The organism is Salinispora sp. H7-4 (assembly GCF_013416675.1).
Classification (GTDB): Bacteria; Actinomycetota; Actinomycetes; order Mycobacteriales; family Micromonosporaceae; genus Micromonospora; species Micromonospora vitiensis.
Map to the genome: position 1 here is coordinate 102,566 of NZ_JABZED010000002.1, position 14,962 is coordinate 117,527.

Consider the following 14,962-nt stretch of genomic DNA (forward strand, 5'->3'; position numbering starts at 1 on the left):
AACGATACGGTTAAGGTCATGGCTTTCGATACGGAGTTGCAGGCCCTGGTCCGCGCCCACCGGCCGCGGCTGCTCGCGATCGGCGAGCCCCACCACGGGGAGCCGGCCTTCCCCCACCTACGCAATCGGATCCTCGAAACCCTCGTCGGGCACGGCTTCCGGTCCATCGCCATCGAATCGGACCGGGCCGCCGGGCTCGCCGTCAACGACTATGTGCAGGGCCGCCGCGACGAGGTGGACCTGAGCACCGGCATCAGCCACGGCTGGGGCGCCCACCCCGCCAGCCGCGAACTGGTCGACTGGCTGCGCTCCCACAACGAGAAGCTGCCGCCCGACGAGCGCGTCACCTTCCACGGCTTCGACGCCCCAACCGAGATCACCGGCGCACCCAGTCCCGGGCCGATGCTGCGTGAACTGCGCGACTACCTCGGTGAAACCGTCTCCGACCTGGACGGCCTCGTCGGTGCTGAGGAGCGCTGGACCGCCCCCGAAATCATGTACGACGCGACGCGATCTCCCGGCCGGTCACCGGAGGCGACGACGCTACGCGGGATCGCCGAGGACTTCCGCACGCAGCTGTACGTCGACGCGCCCCGCCTGGTCCGGGAGACGTCGCTGGAGTCCTGGAACCGCGCCACGGTACTCGCCAGCGTGGCTGTCGGCCTGCTCACCTACCACGGCGCGATGGCCGTAACGGGCACCCAGTCGCAGCGCATCCGTCGCCTGCTCGCCGTCCGGGATGCGCTGATGGCGCAGAACCTGCTCGACATCATCGCCCTCGAGCGGGACCGGGGACCGGTCCTGGTCTCCGCCCACAACGTCCATCTGCAACGGCACCCGGGCCGGTGGGACAGCCACTGGGAGGGCCAGGACCTGGCCTTCCAGTGGAACGGCGCCGGCTCGATCGTGTCTGCCTCACTCGGCAAGCGGTACGTGTACGTGGCCGGCAGCCTCGGGGCGAGCGGGCCGCTCGGTCTCGGGCCGCCGGAGCCCGGCACCTACGAGCATCAACTCGGCGCCGAGACCGGGATCTTTCCGCCGCCCACCGGGGACGAGCTACGTGAACGCGCGGCCGACCTGCTCGGGCTGTCGTCGTTGGAAGCGGCGACGGTCGGGACCTGCGACGCGATCCTGCACATCGGTTCCGAGCCGGGCGCGGCCGACGCGGCCCGGATCGCCGGCCTGACGGGGGTGACCGAGACCCGGATCCCGCCGGGCTCCGAGCAGCCGCCCCACACCTGGGGCGACCGGTTCTTCTTCACCGGCGCGGAACGGGTGCGACCGTTCGCCACGATCGTCGGGCACGACGTCCCGGGCTTCGACGAGCGGTCCCGCCTGGCCGACCCCGGACGGTACCGGCTGAATATCGAGGTGGGGCGCGCCGAGTTCCGCAACCTGTTCGGCTATGGCCCGGAGGAGTTCGCCGTACACCGCGACGGGCTCGACTTCGCGGAGCCGGACCGCCTGCTGCCCCATCCGGTCTACGCCGTGCGGGGTTGGGTCAGTGTGGTCAATCCGGGCCCGGCCACCGTGGCGGACGTGACCCGGCTGGTGGATCAGGCTCGCTCCCGCAGCAGATCAGCAGAATCTGCGGCCGGCTAGGGCGGTTGTCACGAGTTGCCGCAGCTCGGTGAGGTGCACCAGGCGGGCCACCACAACGTAGACGGCGCAGCCGATGATGCCCGCCGTGGTCACGGTGATCAACGCCCCGCTGCTCGGGGAGTCGAGCAGCGGGGCGAGGGCGTAGACCGTGAGGCCAGCACCGCTACCGGAGAGGACGCCGGCGACCGCCACCCGGGCATGCGTACGCAGTAGCCGGTGCCCGTCGATCCGGCCCAGTCGGCGGCGCAGGAGAAGGGCGGCAGCAGTGAGGCCCACCGTGTAGGCGACCGCGTACGCGAGGGGAACCCCGACCACGGCGTTGGTGCGGGGTAGTAGCCACGACGCGGCGAAACATCCGGCCACGCCGACGGCGGTGACCCCGACGGTGATGACCGCGGGGGTCCTGGTGTCCTGCAGGGCGTAGAACCCGCGTTGCAGAATCATGAAGCCGGTGAACGGCACCAGGGCCAACCCGAAGGCTGCCACCACCGTCCCCAGCAGGGCGATCGCCGCCGGTGAACTGCGGCCGTGGGCGAACAACAGCGTGGCGATCTGCGGGCCGAGTACCGTCAGGGCTACCGCGATCGGGGCGATGGCGACGACGGCCAGCCGTACGGCCTGGGACAGGTCCTCGACGATGTGGGCGTGCTGGCGGCCGGCGGCGTGGCGACTGAGCCGGGGCAGCATGGCGGTCATCACCGACATGACGATGACCCCGAATGGCATCTGGAACACCGCGAGCGCGGTCTGGAAGGCGCTGACCCCGCCCGTTTCGCTGATCGAGGCGACCCGGGTAGCCACCGCGAGCAGGATCTGCGCGGCGACGACCGACACGAGGACCCAGCCGCCGAGCCGGCCGATTCGACGGATCCCGATGCCCCGTGGGTTGAGCCGGGGCCGAAGGGCGAAGCCGCTGCGTGCCAGCGCCCACACCACCAGGGTCATCTGGGCGAAGACGCCCGCGGTGGTGCCCACGGCGAGCAACAGCAGCTGCCCGGCGGGCATCGACGTGATACTGGTGGTGCCGCCGATCGCCAGGTAGGTCAATCCGACAGCGATCACGATCAGGCTGTTGACAACCGGAGCCCACGTCGGCGCGGCGAACCGGCCCCGGGTGTTGAGCACGGCACCGGCGGTGGCGCTGAGGCCGTAGAACAGAATCTGGGGCAGGAAGAACCGGCTGAGCAGCACCGCCAGGTCGTGTTGCTCACTGGAGAAGCCCGGCGTGTAGACGGCGACCAGCCATGGGGCCAAGATCATCGCCACCAGGGTGACGGCCCCGAGCCCGTAGGCCAGCAGGGACAGCAGCCGCTGGGCGTAACGCACCCCGGCATCGGGTTCGGTCAGTGCGGCACGCACCAGCAGTGGCACCACCACGCTGGCCATCGCACCTCCGAGGACAAGCTCGTAGACGGCGTTGGGCAGGGTGTTCGCCACGTTGTAGCTGTCCAGCAGACGACTTCCCATTCCCAGCGCGGAGGCCAGCACCACCAGCCGGACGAAGCCGACGGCCCGGGATACCAACGTCGCCACCGCCATGGCCCGACCCGCGCGGCTAAGAGAAGATCCTTCCGTCATGGCGACCTTCCTAGCGCACGGGCGCCCGACCCCGGAGCCCTGCCCCGGCACCCGGAGCCCTGCCCAGCCCCCGATTGGAGGCCCAGATGAGCACCGAGTCGGCGATTGCCCGATTTGTGCAGGACGAAGAATTGAATGGCTTCTCGGCCAGCCAACTCCTCGAGGTGACCAAGGCCACCACGATGATCCTGTCCATACCTCCGGCGGCTACCAGCCACGTTGACGCCGTCGCAGTGGCGACCGGCCAGGGGGAAGAGTGGCGCTTCACCCATGCGATCCGGGCTTGGGAGGCAAACCCCCGCCTCCGCCACCTGCTGGTCACGAGCGGGAACCCGGCGGAGAAGACCTACACCGAGGTCACACTCGACTACCTACGTGGTCTCGGCCTCCGCCGCCGGGAAGGGCTCCAGCTACAGCCGGACCCGTCGCCCAACACCGGCCGGCAGGCCGCCTGGATCGCAGACCAGGTGCAGGAGAGTGCCATCACCAGCATGGCACTCACCACCTCCCCCTACCATCTGCCGCGGTTCTATCTCACCGTCCTCAAGGAATTGGAAAGACGTGGCATCCGCATACCCGTCGTCCCGGCTCCCGCGGCCGTCGCCCCACAGACGCCGATCCCGGAGACCGGCGCCACCTCCGAGAACCTGATCTCCGGCGAGGTGAAACGCATCCTCACCTACCAGGACAAGGGCTGGCTCGCCACGCGGCAGGAACTGCGGCGCTACCTCTCCTGGTTGTGGAGCAACCATGGATCTGGCTGGCTTGTCCCCTGAGCAGCAGGCCACCGCCGCCCCCGCGTAGATCCAGACCGGGGTCAGCGCGTACGACCGCGTGAGGATGGCACCCAGGACAGCACGAAGCCACATGAGCCGACGCTAACGGCATAGCCCAGCTCCAGTACCTAAAATAAGGCAATAAACGACTTTCCTGGCTTGAGAAACTATTCTGAAACTCCCGAACAGCCGACGGCGATCGTCTATTTACTGAAAGCAATTGGTCGATTACGATCCGGTAAGTGCCTGGCCTGGATCGGGGTGACTGTGCACATTCCCTACGCGCCTGCTTTCGCTGCCCAGCGGCCTGATAGGTCCGTCGAGGTCTGCGTCGACAATGGCCTGACCCAGGTCCTGGCGTGGGACCGGCGCACTGACCAGCGGCAGGTCCGCACCACCGTCCCGAACGGCGTGGCCGGCTACGACATCGAACCCGACGGCCGGCACCTCTGGTGGTTCGACGCGGACCCGGCGGGGATCGGGCTCTGGCGACGGCAACCGTTCCGGCCGACCCCTACCGACCCGACGACACCACCCGCCGCCCTCACCGGTCTGCCGCCCGGGCGGCAGACCGGGATCGCCTTCGACGCCTCCGGCAGCCGGGTCGCGGTCGGCATCGGCACCGAAACCGAGACCCGCTGCTATGTGGGCAGACCCGGCGGAGCCGGGCAGCTGGTGGCCGCCGCGGCGGGCTACGCGACACTGGTCGATCTGACCGCTGACGGAGACACGGTCGCACTGGCCGGGCGGGCCGACAGCGACACGGCGATCAGTGTCATTCGCCTCAGCGACGGTCAGCTCAATGTCGTAGCTGGCAGCGACAACCGGCGAATCTGGGCGCTCGAGTTCCGCCCCGGCGACCGGTCCCACCCGCAGCTGCTGGTCATAGTCGAGACACCAGAGGGGTATCGGGTCGGCACCTGGCAGCCGGACCGGGGTATCGCACCGGCAGCAGCCCTCTCCTACGACACCGAGGTCACCGCCCACTGGTACGGCACGGACGGGAAGGTGCTCATCCAGCACGACCACGCCGGTCGCAGCCGGCTACTGCTGGCCGACCTGACCAGCGGTGAACCCGCGACCATCGCCACCCCACCCGGCACCATCCTGGATCTGACCTGCGCACCAGGCGGCGACATCCACTACGTCTGGACCGGTGGGTCGGTGCCGCCCCAGCGCCGGGTCGCCGAACTCGGCGCAGCGGCCCGGGCAGCACCACGAGCGGCTGGCCCGGCGCAGCCCACCGGCACAGCCCGGCGCAGCGAACTGTGGACCACCCAGCCCTACGGCCGGATCCACAGTTTCCTGGCCACCCCGCCCGGTGCCGGGCCATGGCCGACCCTGTTCCTGGTCCACGGCGGGCCGTCCCTGCACGACCGCGACGCCTACGACCCTCGGGTGGAGCTGCTGGTGCGCGCCGGGTACGCGGTGGTGCGCACCAACTACCGGGGATCGACCGGGTACGGGCCGCAGTGGCAACGGGGATACGGCCACCGGGTCGGGCTGGCCCAGCTGGACGACCTCACCTCGGTACGGCGACACCTGCTCCACCGCGGCGTCGCCACACCAGGCCGGGTCGGCCTGTGCGGATACTCGTGGGGCGGGTACCTGGTTCTCCTCGCGATGGGAGCCACCCCGGCCGACTGGTCGGTCGGTCTCGCCGTCGCCCCCATCGCCGACTACCCGGCCGCCTACCGCGGCACCACGACGGCGCTGCGCGAGGTGGACGACGAGCTCTTCGGCGGCGGGCCCGACGACGTACCGCAGCGATACCGCGCGGCCAATCCGATGACCTACCTGGATCAGGTACGTGGCCCCCTGTTCATCGCTGCCGCCAGCGACGACGACCGCTGCCCGCCGGGCCAGGTGCGGCGCTACGTCGCTGCACTGCGCCACCGCCGGGTGCCGCACCAACTGCACTGGATGTCCGGCGGCCATCTCGGCGACGCCGCCAGCCAGACCCGGGCGTTCGACGAGTTACTCCGGTACGCCGGTCAGGCACTGGGACCGGACCGAACCCGGGCGGCCACAGCGGACGGCCGTCCGTACCAGCCAACCAGCCAGGGAGGGAGGTGAATCGCATGAAGCGACGCAGCGTACGGCACGACCCGATCGCCACCAACGAGCGGGAGCGCGGTGCGGTCGTGGTGAAGATGTTCCTCGACATGGATCGGGCGGTTGCGGCCGAACGGAGCGGCGGGACCGATCCAGCGGCCGACAAGGTGGCGGTCAGCGAGTAGCCACCGGTGGTGACCGCGAGTTCGACGGCTCCGTTCCGGAGCAGCCCGCTCCGGAACGGAGCCCACCAACGGAAGGATCCGCGATGAAGGTCGTCCTGGTCAGCATGCCGTGGGGGTCGATTGATGTTCCGTCGCTGGCGCTGGGCATCCTGCGTACGGCAGCCAGCCGGGGTGGCCACGAAGTCGAGGTCCGCTACGCGAACCTCGACTTCGTGGACTGGGCGGCCCGGGTCACCGACCTCACGCTGGCCGACTATCAGTACTTCTCGGAGTCTTCCTACTTCCTCGGCGCCGGCGACTGGGTCTTCTCCGGCCTGCTCGACGACGCAGACCGGTCATTCGACTCCTACACCCGGCTGCTGGCCGGCAACGGCACCGCTGACGCCGAGATCGCACGGACCGGGTCGCTGCACCGGGTGGTGCCCGAGTTCATCCGCGGTCTCGCGACCGAACTGGCGGCGACGGCACCCGATGTCGTCGGTTTCACCACCACATTCCAGCAGAATACCGCCAGCCTGGCCGTCGCCCGGCTGCTGAAACAACTACGGCCGCAGACCCGGATCGTGTTCGGTGGCGCCAACTGCGACGGGCCGCAGGGGGCGGCGCTGCACCGCAACTTTCCCTACGTCGACTACGTCGTGCGGGGTGAGGGCGAGGTCGCCTTCCCGCACCTACTGGACGCACTCGATCCGCTGACCACCGCACCTGACCGGACGAAGTTGGCGGGAATCGCCGGCCTGTGCTGGCGGGACCGGGACGGGACGGGACAGGCCAACCCGATGTCGTCCACTCCCCTGCCGCCAACCCACATCGTCGCTCCCGACTACACCGGCTACCTGGAGCGACTGGACGCGTCGGTGGCGGCGGACTGGGTGGCGCCCAAGCTGGTTGTCGAAGGCTCCCGCGGTTGCTGGTGGGGCGAGAAGCATCACTGCACGTTCTGCGGGCTCAACGGGTCGTTCATGCAGTTTCGTAGCAAGAGTCCAGCCCGGTTCCTCGACGAGCTCCTCGACCTGGCACGCCGCCACCAACTGCTCGACTTCATCGTTGTGGACAACATCCTGGACATGGCCTACTTCGACACGGTGCTGCGCTGGCTGGCCGAATCGGAGTACGATCTCCGCCTCCACTTCGAAGTCAAGGCCAACCTGCGCCGGCACCATTTCCAGCAGCTGAGCGACGGCGGTGCCGTGCAGGTCCAGCCCGGGGTGGAAAGCCTCAGCACCAACGTGCTGCGGCTGATGGACAAGGGCGTCACCGGATGCCAGAACGTACGGGCGTTGCGCGACGCGCAGAGCGCCGGTGTGACGGCGAGCTGGAACTACCTGTACGGGTTCCCCGGTGAGACGGCACGGGACTACACCAGCGTCGTCGCGCAGTTGCCGGCCCTGCACCATCTGGAGCCACCGATCAGCTCGACCCGGATCGCCATCGAGCGGTACAGCCCCTACTTCGACCGCCCGGAACTGGGGTTCGCCACCCTGCGGCCGGCCCCCCAGTACGCCGAGATCTACCGGCTGCCCGAAACCGAGCTCGCCGACCTGGCGTACGTCTTCACGTCGGCGCCGAGGGGCATCGACGGAGCCCAGGCCGCCGAACTCGACGCGGCACTCGGCGCCTGGCAGGCGCAGTATCCGGTCAGCCGGCTCACGTACCAGGAGCTTGCCGACCGGATCGTGTTGGTCAGCCGGCGCGCCAGCTACGACTGGACCGTGCTGGAGCTGACCACGCCGGCCGAGGTCGAGCTGTTTCGGCTCCTGGGCCAGCCCCGTACCGTCGCGACCCTCGTCGCGAAGGTGCCCGGCGGCACGGCGGCCGTCGAGCCGCTGCTGTCCCGGTGGACGGCGCTGGGCCTGCTGTTTCACGACGGCGGCTACCAGGTGCACCTCGCCGTGGAGTCCCACAATCAGGTACTGACCCGGATCGACCACCGCCGAGCTGCCGTCCGGCGACTTGAGGAGGAATCGCGTGCCACCGTCGTCGCCTGAGCTCGCCGAGCTGACCGAGTGGAGCGCAACCGGGGTCGAGCTCGAGTTGTCCCGCGACTACGAGCCCACCACGGCCCGGGTCCCGGGAATGTCTCTCGGTACCCGACGGATCACTGGCGCGTGGGAGCCCGTCGTCGCCGAGTTCTACCGCCTCGGCGTCCGGCAGGTCCGGCTCACCGACCCGGTCGACCTGTGTCCGGACGCGGGCGTCGTCGCCGCCCGCACCCTGGTGTTGCTCCGGGAGCTGACCGCCTACGCGATCTCGGTGGAGTGGGTCGCCCGTTGCCACGACGGCTGCGCGGGTCGAGGATTGTTCAACCATCTGTATCCGCCGGCTCGAGTGGATGGTGTCGGCGACGACGCGGCGGTACGGGGCTGGCAGACGTCGTTCTTCCTGGGGATGTGCGTGTCCCGGCGGGGCCCGGGGTTCACCGAGGTACGCGACCGGCGGCTCGGCACCCTGGAGATGTACACCATCGACGAACCAGCGCACCTGACGGCGATCACCGAGTTGACGGAGGGGGTCCCGGCCGGGCAGCTACCCGTTCCGGTACGCCAGGAGCTGACCGAGGCACGGCTGGTCGCCGAGCAGTCCGGGTATCTGTGGTGGCTGCCGACCCGGGCGTACCGGTGGCCGTCTCCTGCCCTGAGCGTGTAGGTGGGCCCTTTCTCCCGCCAACCGCCTCAACCGCCCCAACCGCGAGGAGAGCCGTGGAGACCGTGACCGGCACGTCGGCCCCGCCACCGGTGCCGTATATCGCCGATCCGTACCCGACGTTGGCCCGCATCCGCGCCAACGGCCCGGTGTCGATCCTGCACAGCGACGAGGGCCTCCCGATGTGGGTCATTGCCCGCTACCGGGATGTGCGGGCGGCGCTGGCCGACCCACGATTCGGGCAGGACTCCCGCCGCGCCCAGGCCCTGGCCGACAACCGGGTCGCCGGGGTTACCCTCGGCGGTGACATCGTCCACATGCTCAACAGCGACCCACCGGACCACACCCGGTTACGGCGCCTCGTTCAGGGCGCGTTCACCGCTCGACGGGTGGCAGCGATGCGGCCGCTGGTGGAACGGATCACCACCTCGTTGCTGGACGGGCTCGCCGGTCGAACGACGGTGGACCTGGTGCAGGACTTCGCCTTCCCGCTTCCGATGTTGGTCATCTGTGAGCTGCTTGGCTTCCCCGCCGAGGAGCGAAGCGCCTACCGGTCCTGGTCAACAGCGATCCTGACGCACGACGACGACCCTGCCGCCTTCGCCACGGCGTTGCGGGAAATGACCGACTACATCGCCGTTCAGCTACGAATACGACAGAACCGGCCCGGCGACGACCTCCTGACGGAGCTGCTGGCCGCGCGGGACGCGGGCCAGCTCACCGACGACGAAATCATCGGCATGGTCTTCCTGCTCCTGATCGGTGGGCACGAGACGACCGTCAACCTGCTCGGCACCGCCACCCTCGCTCTGATGCGCAACCCCGACCAGCACCGGTGGCTGCTGGCAAACCAGCCCGCACTGCCGGAGGCGATAGACGAGTTCCTCCGCTACGAGTCCCCGGTCGCCATGGCAACGCTACGGTTCACCACCACGCCGGTCGCTGTTGACGATGTCGTGATTCCCGCCGGTGAGCTGGTGCTGGTGTCGCTCGGCGGCGCCAACCGGGACCCCGACCGCTTCCCGGACGCCGACCGTCTGATCCTCGACCGGCACGACACCGGACATCTCGCCTTCGGCCACGGCCTGCACCGTTGCCTCGGCGCGTTTCTCGGCAAACTCGAAGGTGAGGTGGCGCTGGGTGCCTTGCTGAGGCGGCACCCGAGGCTGGCACTCGCCACCGAGGTGCGTCAGCTCCGATGGCGAGACACGATCATGTTGCGTGGACTGGAGTCACTTCCGGTGTCCCTCCATGGCTGAGGCTACGACGGCGGCCACCTCCATCACTCGCCGGTTCCGGCCACAGCTCAGCTTCGCCCCCCTGCGCACCCGCGGCTACCGGCTGCTGTTCGCGGCCGAGTTGATCTCTGTCTTTGGCGATGCCTTCCACACGGTGGCACTTCCGTTTCTGGTCTATCAGCTCGGCGGCGGCGCGCGCGATCTCGGCCTACTGGTGGCCGGCTACGGGCTGTGCCGGTTGGTGACGACACCGCTGGGCGGGATCTTCTCCGACCGGATCGGCCCGTGGCCGGTGATGCTGATCTCTGACCTGATTCGGGTTCTCTTCACCGCCGGCATCGTCGTGGTTGCCGTGACCGAGGCTGGCGGCATGTTCGCCGTAGCGGTGCTGGTGGCCGGCACCGGGCTGGGCGCCGGTCTGTTCCAGCCCGCTGCCTACGCGATCACCCCGCGGCTGCTACCCGCCGAGCAGTTGCAGGCCGGCAACGGGCTACACAGCACTGCTACCTTCGCGGCCGGAATGATCGGTCCGGGCGCGGCCGGACTCGTGGTGATCGCCCTCTCGCCAGCGGTGGCGTTCGGTGTGGATGCCGTGACCTTCGCCGTTTCGGCGGCCTGCCTGGCGATGATCGGCAGCGTGGGGCGCGCTGCGGCGATGCCGGTGGCAGCCGCTACCGGTGGCGGCACGTCACCACCGCCGGCAGCGGCCGACCCGACGCCGCCGCTGGCGGGTCCCGAGATCGGGTTCTGGCAGCTGCTTCGCGAGTCGGCGCTGTTGCGTACCGTGCTGCTGGTCACCGCGATCGCCAACCTCACCGTCGGCGGAATGGTCCGGGTCGGTCTACCGTCGCTCAACAATGACGACTTCGCCGCTGGCGCGGGTGGGTTGGGTGGTCTGCTCGCCGCCTTCACGGCCGGCTCGCTGGTGGGTGGACTCTGCTCCGCCGGTTTGACCGGGCTGCCCCGACGCGGATCGACGGCGATGGTCTCGGGCCTGGTGTTGGGTGTGGCTGTCGCGTTGGTGCCCTTCGCCGGCTATCTCGGCGCCGTGGTCGCACTCTCGGTGGCCGGCCTCGCCAGCACCGTCACCAACGTGCTGGTGATCACGATCGTGCAGCAGAGCACCGCACCGCACCTGCTCGGCCGGGTGATGAGCGCGATCGTCTTCGCTGCGTTGAGTCTGTTTCCGCTCTCCACGATCGCCGCTGGTCTGGTGATCGAGGCATATGGCAGCGCGGCGGTCTTCCTCGCCACGGCGGCAGCACTGGTGGCCGCGTTCGGCTACGGCTTCGCCCGCCGCGAACTACGGCAGCGGTGACGGTGGATCGGCCCTGGCCAGCGGACGTGGGCCCGGCAGCGGCGGGATTTGCCCGGGGCCCAGCCACCTGCGTTAATGAATGAACGATTATTTATTAACGTCAGGGGGCGGCGCTGGTGGGACGTCCGCGCGGAGTTGACGATACGGTGATCCTGCGTGCGACAACGCAGGTCATGGGTCAGGTGGGCCCGGCGGGTCTCACGTTGGCCGCCGTGGCACGCGCGGTCGGACTGGCCCCGGCAACCCTGGTGCAACGCTTCGGCTCCAAACATGGCCTGCTCCTCGCCCTCGCCGACCAGGCGGAGAAGGACATCAGCGAGCTGGTAGGGCAGGTGCGTCGCACGCACGACTCGGCGCTCGGCGCCCTGACGACCCTGATGGTGCGCTCCGCGGCGCCGCTGAGCACCCCGGAGAGCTACGCCAATCACCTGGCGTTCCTGTGCATGGACCTCGGTGATGCGCAGCTCTACGAACGCGCCCTGGCCATTCACCACACGCAGCAACGAATGATCGAGCAGCTACTCACCGAGGCAGTGGGCACCGGCGAGCTCCGCACCAACCGTAGCCCCGCGGCACTGGCCCGCACGGTGCAGGCGGTCACCGCCGGCGCCGGCCTGAACTGGGCGCTGGAGCGCGAAGGTCGCCTCGAACAGCGGCTCCGGCAGGAGCTCGACGCCGTACTCGCGCCCCACCTGCCGCCGCACGCCAACCCTGATCTGGAGGAGTCATGACCGTTGACGTACGCCCGCTGGCCGGAAAGGTGGCCCTGGTCGCCGGCGGCACCCGCGGCGGCGGACGGGGCATCGCCGTCGCGCTCGGCGCCGCCGGCGCGACGGTCTACGTCACCGGCCGAAGCAGCGCCGGCGAACGCTCCGACCTCGCCCGCCCGGAAACCATCGAACAGACCGCCGAGCGAGTCACCGCCGCCGGCGGACTGGGTATCGCCGTTCGCACCGACCACAGCCGTCCCGACGAGGTCCAGGCGCTCATCGGCCAGGTCGCCACCGAACAGGACGGCCAACTCGACATCCTGGTCAACTCGGTGTGGGGTGGCGATCCGCTCACCGACTGGGAACATCCACTGTGGGAACAGGAGCTCGACACCGGGCTGCGGCTGCTGCGGCAGGCGGTGGAGACCCACATCATCACCAGCCGGTACGCGCTCCCCCTCCTGGTCGCCCGCCGCAGCGGCCTGGTGGTGGAGGTGACCGACGGCAACACCGCCCGCTACCGCGGCAGCCTCTTCTACGATCTGGCGAAATCCGCGGTCATCCGCCTCGCCGTCGCCCAGGCGGCCGAGCTCAAGCCCCACGACGTGGCGGCCGTAGCCATCACCCCGGGCTTTCTCCGTTCGGAGGCCGTGCTGGAACACTTCGGTGTGACCGAGGCCAACTGGCGCGACGGGGTGGCCCAGGACCCGAACTTCGCCCACTCCGAAACCCCGGCCTACCTCGGCCGGGCTGTCGCGGCGCTGGCAGCGGACCCCAACATCCTGGCCAAGACCGGGCGTGCCCTGGCCACCTGGGACCTCTACCGGGAGTACGGGTTCACCGACGCCGACGGCAGCCAACCGGACTTCGCCGCCCACTGGGCCGAAAACCTGGCCGAACAGTACGGGCCTCTCGGGGAGCCACTCTGACCCGCGGCCGCTGCCGCTGCCGCCGCAGGCGCATCTTGGTGGTAGCGGCATGGTGTTCGGCCGCAGCGGGTATGAGCAGGACATGATTCACAACACGATCGTGACGGTGGCCGAGAAGAATCCGGACTTCCGAAGGGTGCTGTGGACCGGTAAGCACCTCCAACTGGTGGTCATGACGATCCCACCCGGGGGTGAGATCGGCGACGAGGTGCACGAGCACGCGGACCAGATTCTGACCTTCGTCAGCGGTGCCGGCGAAGCGCGGGTTGCCGGCGAGAAGCGCGAAATCGTTCGGAGCAGTCAGATCGTGGTGCCGGCGGGCACCAGACACAACTTCGTCAACACCGGGCAGAACCCGTTGGTGCTCTACACGATCTACAGCCCACCGCTGCACGCCGACCAGGCGGTGCACCGCACCAAGGAGGAGGCCGACGCGGCCGAGGCCGCCGGCGCGGACAAGCCGCCGACCCGCTGAGCTCCGGCGGGGCGCGGCCTCCGGCGATCCCCTGGTGTCAGGACTGTCGGAGGAGAGCCACCCCCGATGTCGCCAAGGTGCCGGGCGTTGAACCGCTGAGACCCCGGTCGCCCTCCGGAGGGCGACCGGGGATTCGGCGCGGGGTGGGTCAGGAGGATGCATTCAGGAAGCCCTTGAGGAACTTGGCGGTCTCGGCGGGGCGCTAAAGGCTCGGGAGGTGCCCGCCCCACGGCAGTGGTACGTGCCGGGCGTCGGAGAGGCGGTCGGCCAGGTCGACGGCGACCTGCTGGAAGTAGCTTCTTCAGCGGGAACCCACGGGTCTTCAGGCTAGTTGGACGGCTTCTATCCCTGGGTTCACCGGGAACCGTCAGCGCTGGTTCGCCGGAGACCCGGGCAGCCGATTTTCGCCCGTCAGGGGGATGAGCACCTCGTCGAGCCAGAGGCGTTGCGCGAACCCGCCGCGCCCGGCGCGCTTCCTGGCAGCCGCCTCCTCTACTTCCACCTCGGTGAAGCCAAACGCGATCGTCAGGGCGGCGAGTACTTCGCGCACGTCGGCAAGTTCACCAAGTCGCGCGTTCGGCTCGGCGGATGCGACCTCCTCCGCCTCCTCGTGCAGTTTCGCGATCAGCGCTGGAAGTAAATCCGGTTCGTCCAGTACCCGGACCCTTGGGATCTGGCCATCGGCGGTGATGATTTCCGGAATGCGATCACGCACGAGCTTGCCGTAAACGATCTTCTGTTTGTGGGACATCCCGTCATCATCCCGTTCTGGGGTTCGACCGTCGTCGGTGTGGTCCGTTATCTAGTAGCCGGTAGCCGCCCCGGACATCGACGCCCGCGGTGCCCCAGAACGCCCGGGAGCCGTCAAGGTGGCCGCCGAGCGCGTGCCAGGCGTAGCCGGGGCGGCGATCACTCCGGTTCATGGCAGACCGCCTCGACGTTGTTGCCATCCGGATCGCGGACAAAAGCACCGAAGTAGGTCGGGTGATATTCCGGCCAGATTCTGGGCGCATGCAACACCTCCGCCCCGGCCGCCACCGCGGCGTCGTGGAACGCGCGCACGGTAGCCCGGTCAGCCGCGGTGAAGGCGATGTGCACCTCGACTCCCTCGTCCGCGTCTCTCAGCGGATAGAGCCAGAAGTCAGGAGTGCTGGTGCCATAGCCGACCTGGGTCGGGGACTCCAACAGGCGACGCCCCCCAAGTGTGGCCAGGACAGCATCGTAGAAGACACGACTGGCGCCGAAGTCACGCACATGGATGCCAATGTGGTTGAGCACCATAACTCCTCGGGGGAAACTCGCCAGCGGGAAGCCGGGCCAGGGGAAGCCGGGCCGGGTCACACGGTTCGACGAACCCAGGCTAGGAATAGGGTGCGACACTTCCACCGCCCTGACCGGGCCAGCCACCCCCGCGCACGGTCGGTCGCCGTCAGCACCGACCAGTTCGGCATCC

At 69.2% G+C, this 14,962-nt stretch carries 15 protein-coding genes; 11 read left to right on the forward strand and 4 right to left on the reverse strand.

What is annotated here, in order from left to right; translation table 11 throughout:
- The first annotated feature begins 18 nt into the window (after positions 1-18).
- Complete coding sequence (locus H0524_RS00535; RefSeq protein ID WP_180196895.1) at positions 19-1,602, forward strand: DUF6194 family protein; 1,584 nt, start codon at positions 19-21, stop codon at positions 1,600-1,602.
- Here the strand turns inward: H0524_RS00535 and murJ are convergent.
- Positions 1,579-3,180, reverse strand: a complete 1,602-nt coding sequence (gene murJ / locus H0524_RS00540; RefSeq protein ID WP_180196896.1) for a murein biosynthesis integral membrane protein MurJ — start codon at positions 3,178-3,180, stop codon at positions 1,579-1,581. The genes H0524_RS00535 and murJ overlap by 24 nt on opposite strands.
- An 86-nt stretch (positions 3,181-3,266) precedes the next feature.
- On the opposite strand from murJ, the gene H0524_RS00545 reads away from it, so the two are divergent.
- The 10 genes from H0524_RS00545 to H0524_RS00590 all read left to right on the forward strand — a co-directional run bounded on the left by H0524_RS00545 (position 3,267) and on the right by H0524_RS00590 (position 13,509).
- Positions 3,267-3,956, forward strand: coding sequence for an ElyC/SanA/YdcF family protein (locus H0524_RS00545; RefSeq protein ID WP_180196897.1), 690 nt, complete (start codon positions 3,267-3,269; stop codon positions 3,954-3,956).
- Between the two features lie 261 nt (positions 3,957-4,217).
- The gene (locus tag H0524_RS00550) at positions 4,218-6,032 is read left to right on the forward strand and encodes a S9 family peptidase (protein ID WP_180196898.1); all 1,815 of its coding nucleotides are present in this window, start codon (positions 4,218-4,220) and stop codon (positions 6,030-6,032) included.
- Between the two features lie 5 nt (positions 6,033-6,037).
- A complete protein-coding gene (locus H0524_RS00555) occupies positions 6,038-6,196 on the forward strand; it encodes a hypothetical protein (protein ID WP_018215451.1) in 159 nt (52 codons plus the stop codon).
- 83 nt (positions 6,197-6,279) lie between these two features.
- Positions 6,280-8,184 (forward strand): RiPP maturation radical SAM C-methyltransferase, encoded by a 1,905-nt coding sequence (locus H0524_RS00560; RefSeq protein ID WP_180196899.1) that lies wholly within the window; start codon positions 6,280-6,282, stop codon positions 8,182-8,184.
- Positions 8,165-8,842, forward strand: coding sequence for a DUF5825 family protein (locus H0524_RS00565; protein WP_180196900.1), 678 nt, complete (start codon positions 8,165-8,167; stop codon positions 8,840-8,842). The genes H0524_RS00560 and H0524_RS00565 overlap by 20 nt, the downstream gene beginning before the upstream one ends.
- A 53-nt stretch (positions 8,843-8,895) precedes the next feature.
- Positions 8,896-10,098: a cytochrome P450 gene (locus H0524_RS00570; protein ID WP_180196901.1), complete on the forward strand. Its 1,203-nt coding sequence runs from the start codon at positions 8,896-8,898 to the stop codon at positions 10,096-10,098.
- Positions 10,091-11,395, forward strand: a complete 1,305-nt coding sequence (locus tag H0524_RS00575) for an MFS transporter (protein ID WP_180196902.1) — start codon at positions 10,091-10,093, stop codon at positions 11,393-11,395. The genes H0524_RS00570 and H0524_RS00575 overlap by 8 nt, the downstream gene beginning before the upstream one ends.
- A 113-nt stretch (positions 11,396-11,508) precedes the next feature.
- Entirely contained in the window at positions 11,509-12,126 is a 618-nt protein-coding gene (locus H0524_RS00580) for a TetR/AcrR family transcriptional regulator (RefSeq protein ID WP_180197108.1), read from the forward strand.
- Complete coding sequence (locus H0524_RS00585; protein WP_180196903.1) at positions 12,123-13,034, forward strand: SDR family oxidoreductase; 912 nt, start codon at positions 12,123-12,125, stop codon at positions 13,032-13,034. The genes H0524_RS00580 and H0524_RS00585 overlap by 4 nt, the downstream gene beginning before the upstream one ends.
- Before the next feature lie 82 nt (positions 13,035-13,116).
- Complete coding sequence (locus tag H0524_RS00590) at positions 13,117-13,509, forward strand: cupin domain-containing protein (RefSeq protein ID WP_033665817.1); 393 nt, start codon at positions 13,117-13,119, stop codon at positions 13,507-13,509.
- Positions 13,510-13,876: 367 nt separating this feature from the next.
- Here H0524_RS00590 and H0524_RS00595 read toward each other — a convergent pair whose 3' ends face one another.
- From H0524_RS00595 to H0524_RS00600, 3 genes are read right to left on the reverse strand one after another with little or no spacing between them, the layout of a single operon-like run.
- Positions 13,877-14,260 carry a nucleoside triphosphate pyrophosphohydrolase gene (locus H0524_RS00595; protein WP_180196904.1) on the reverse strand — a complete coding sequence of 128 codons (384 nt, stop codon included), beginning with the start codon at positions 14,258-14,260 and terminating at the stop codon, positions 13,877-13,879.
- Between the two features lie 7 nt (positions 14,261-14,267).
- Positions 14,268-14,432 (reverse strand): hypothetical protein, encoded by a 165-nt coding sequence (locus tag H0524_RS24245; protein WP_218941299.1) that lies wholly within the window; start codon positions 14,430-14,432, stop codon positions 14,268-14,270.
- Positions 14,419-14,790, reverse strand: coding sequence for a VOC family protein (locus tag H0524_RS00600; protein WP_180196905.1), 372 nt, complete (start codon positions 14,788-14,790; stop codon positions 14,419-14,421). The genes H0524_RS24245 and H0524_RS00600 overlap by 14 nt, the downstream gene beginning before the upstream one ends.
- Positions 14,791-14,962: the final 172 nt, after the last annotated feature.

Coding starts and splice junctions, on each gene's coding strand:
- H0524_RS00595 (WP_180196904.1), bottom strand. CDS start 14,260: ATGTCCCACAAACAGAAGATCGTTTACGGCAAGCTCGTGCGTGATCGC.
- H0524_RS00585 (WP_180196903.1), top strand. CDS start 12,123: ATGACCGTTGACGTACGCCCGCTGGCCGGAAAGGTGGCCCTGGTCGCC.
- H0524_RS00545 (WP_180196897.1), top strand. CDS start 3,267: ATGAGCACCGAGTCGGCGATTGCCCGATTTGTGCAGGACGAAGAATTG.
- H0524_RS00590 (WP_033665817.1), top strand. CDS start 13,117: ATGATTCACAACACGATCGTGACGGTGGCCGAGAAGAATCCGGACTTC.
- H0524_RS00560 (WP_180196899.1), top strand. CDS start 6,280: ATGAAGGTCGTCCTGGTCAGCATGCCGTGGGGGTCGATTGATGTTCCG.
- murJ (WP_180196896.1), bottom strand. CDS start 3,180: ATGACGGAAGGATCTTCTCTTAGCCGCGCGGGTCGGGCCATGGCGGTG.
- H0524_RS00555 (WP_018215451.1), top strand. CDS start 6,038: ATGAAGCGACGCAGCGTACGGCACGACCCGATCGCCACCAACGAGCGG.
- H0524_RS00600 (WP_180196905.1), bottom strand. CDS start 14,790: ATGGTGCTCAACCACATTGGCATCCATGTGCGTGACTTCGGCGCCAGT.
- H0524_RS00535 (WP_180196895.1), top strand. CDS start 19: ATGGCTTTCGATACGGAGTTGCAGGCCCTGGTCCGCGCCCACCGGCCG.
- H0524_RS24245 (WP_218941299.1), bottom strand. CDS start 14,432: ATGAACCGGAGTGATCGCCGCCCCGGCTACGCCTGGCACGCGCTCGGC.
- H0524_RS00575 (WP_180196902.1), top strand. CDS start 10,091: ATGGCTGAGGCTACGACGGCGGCCACCTCCATCACTCGCCGGTTCCGG.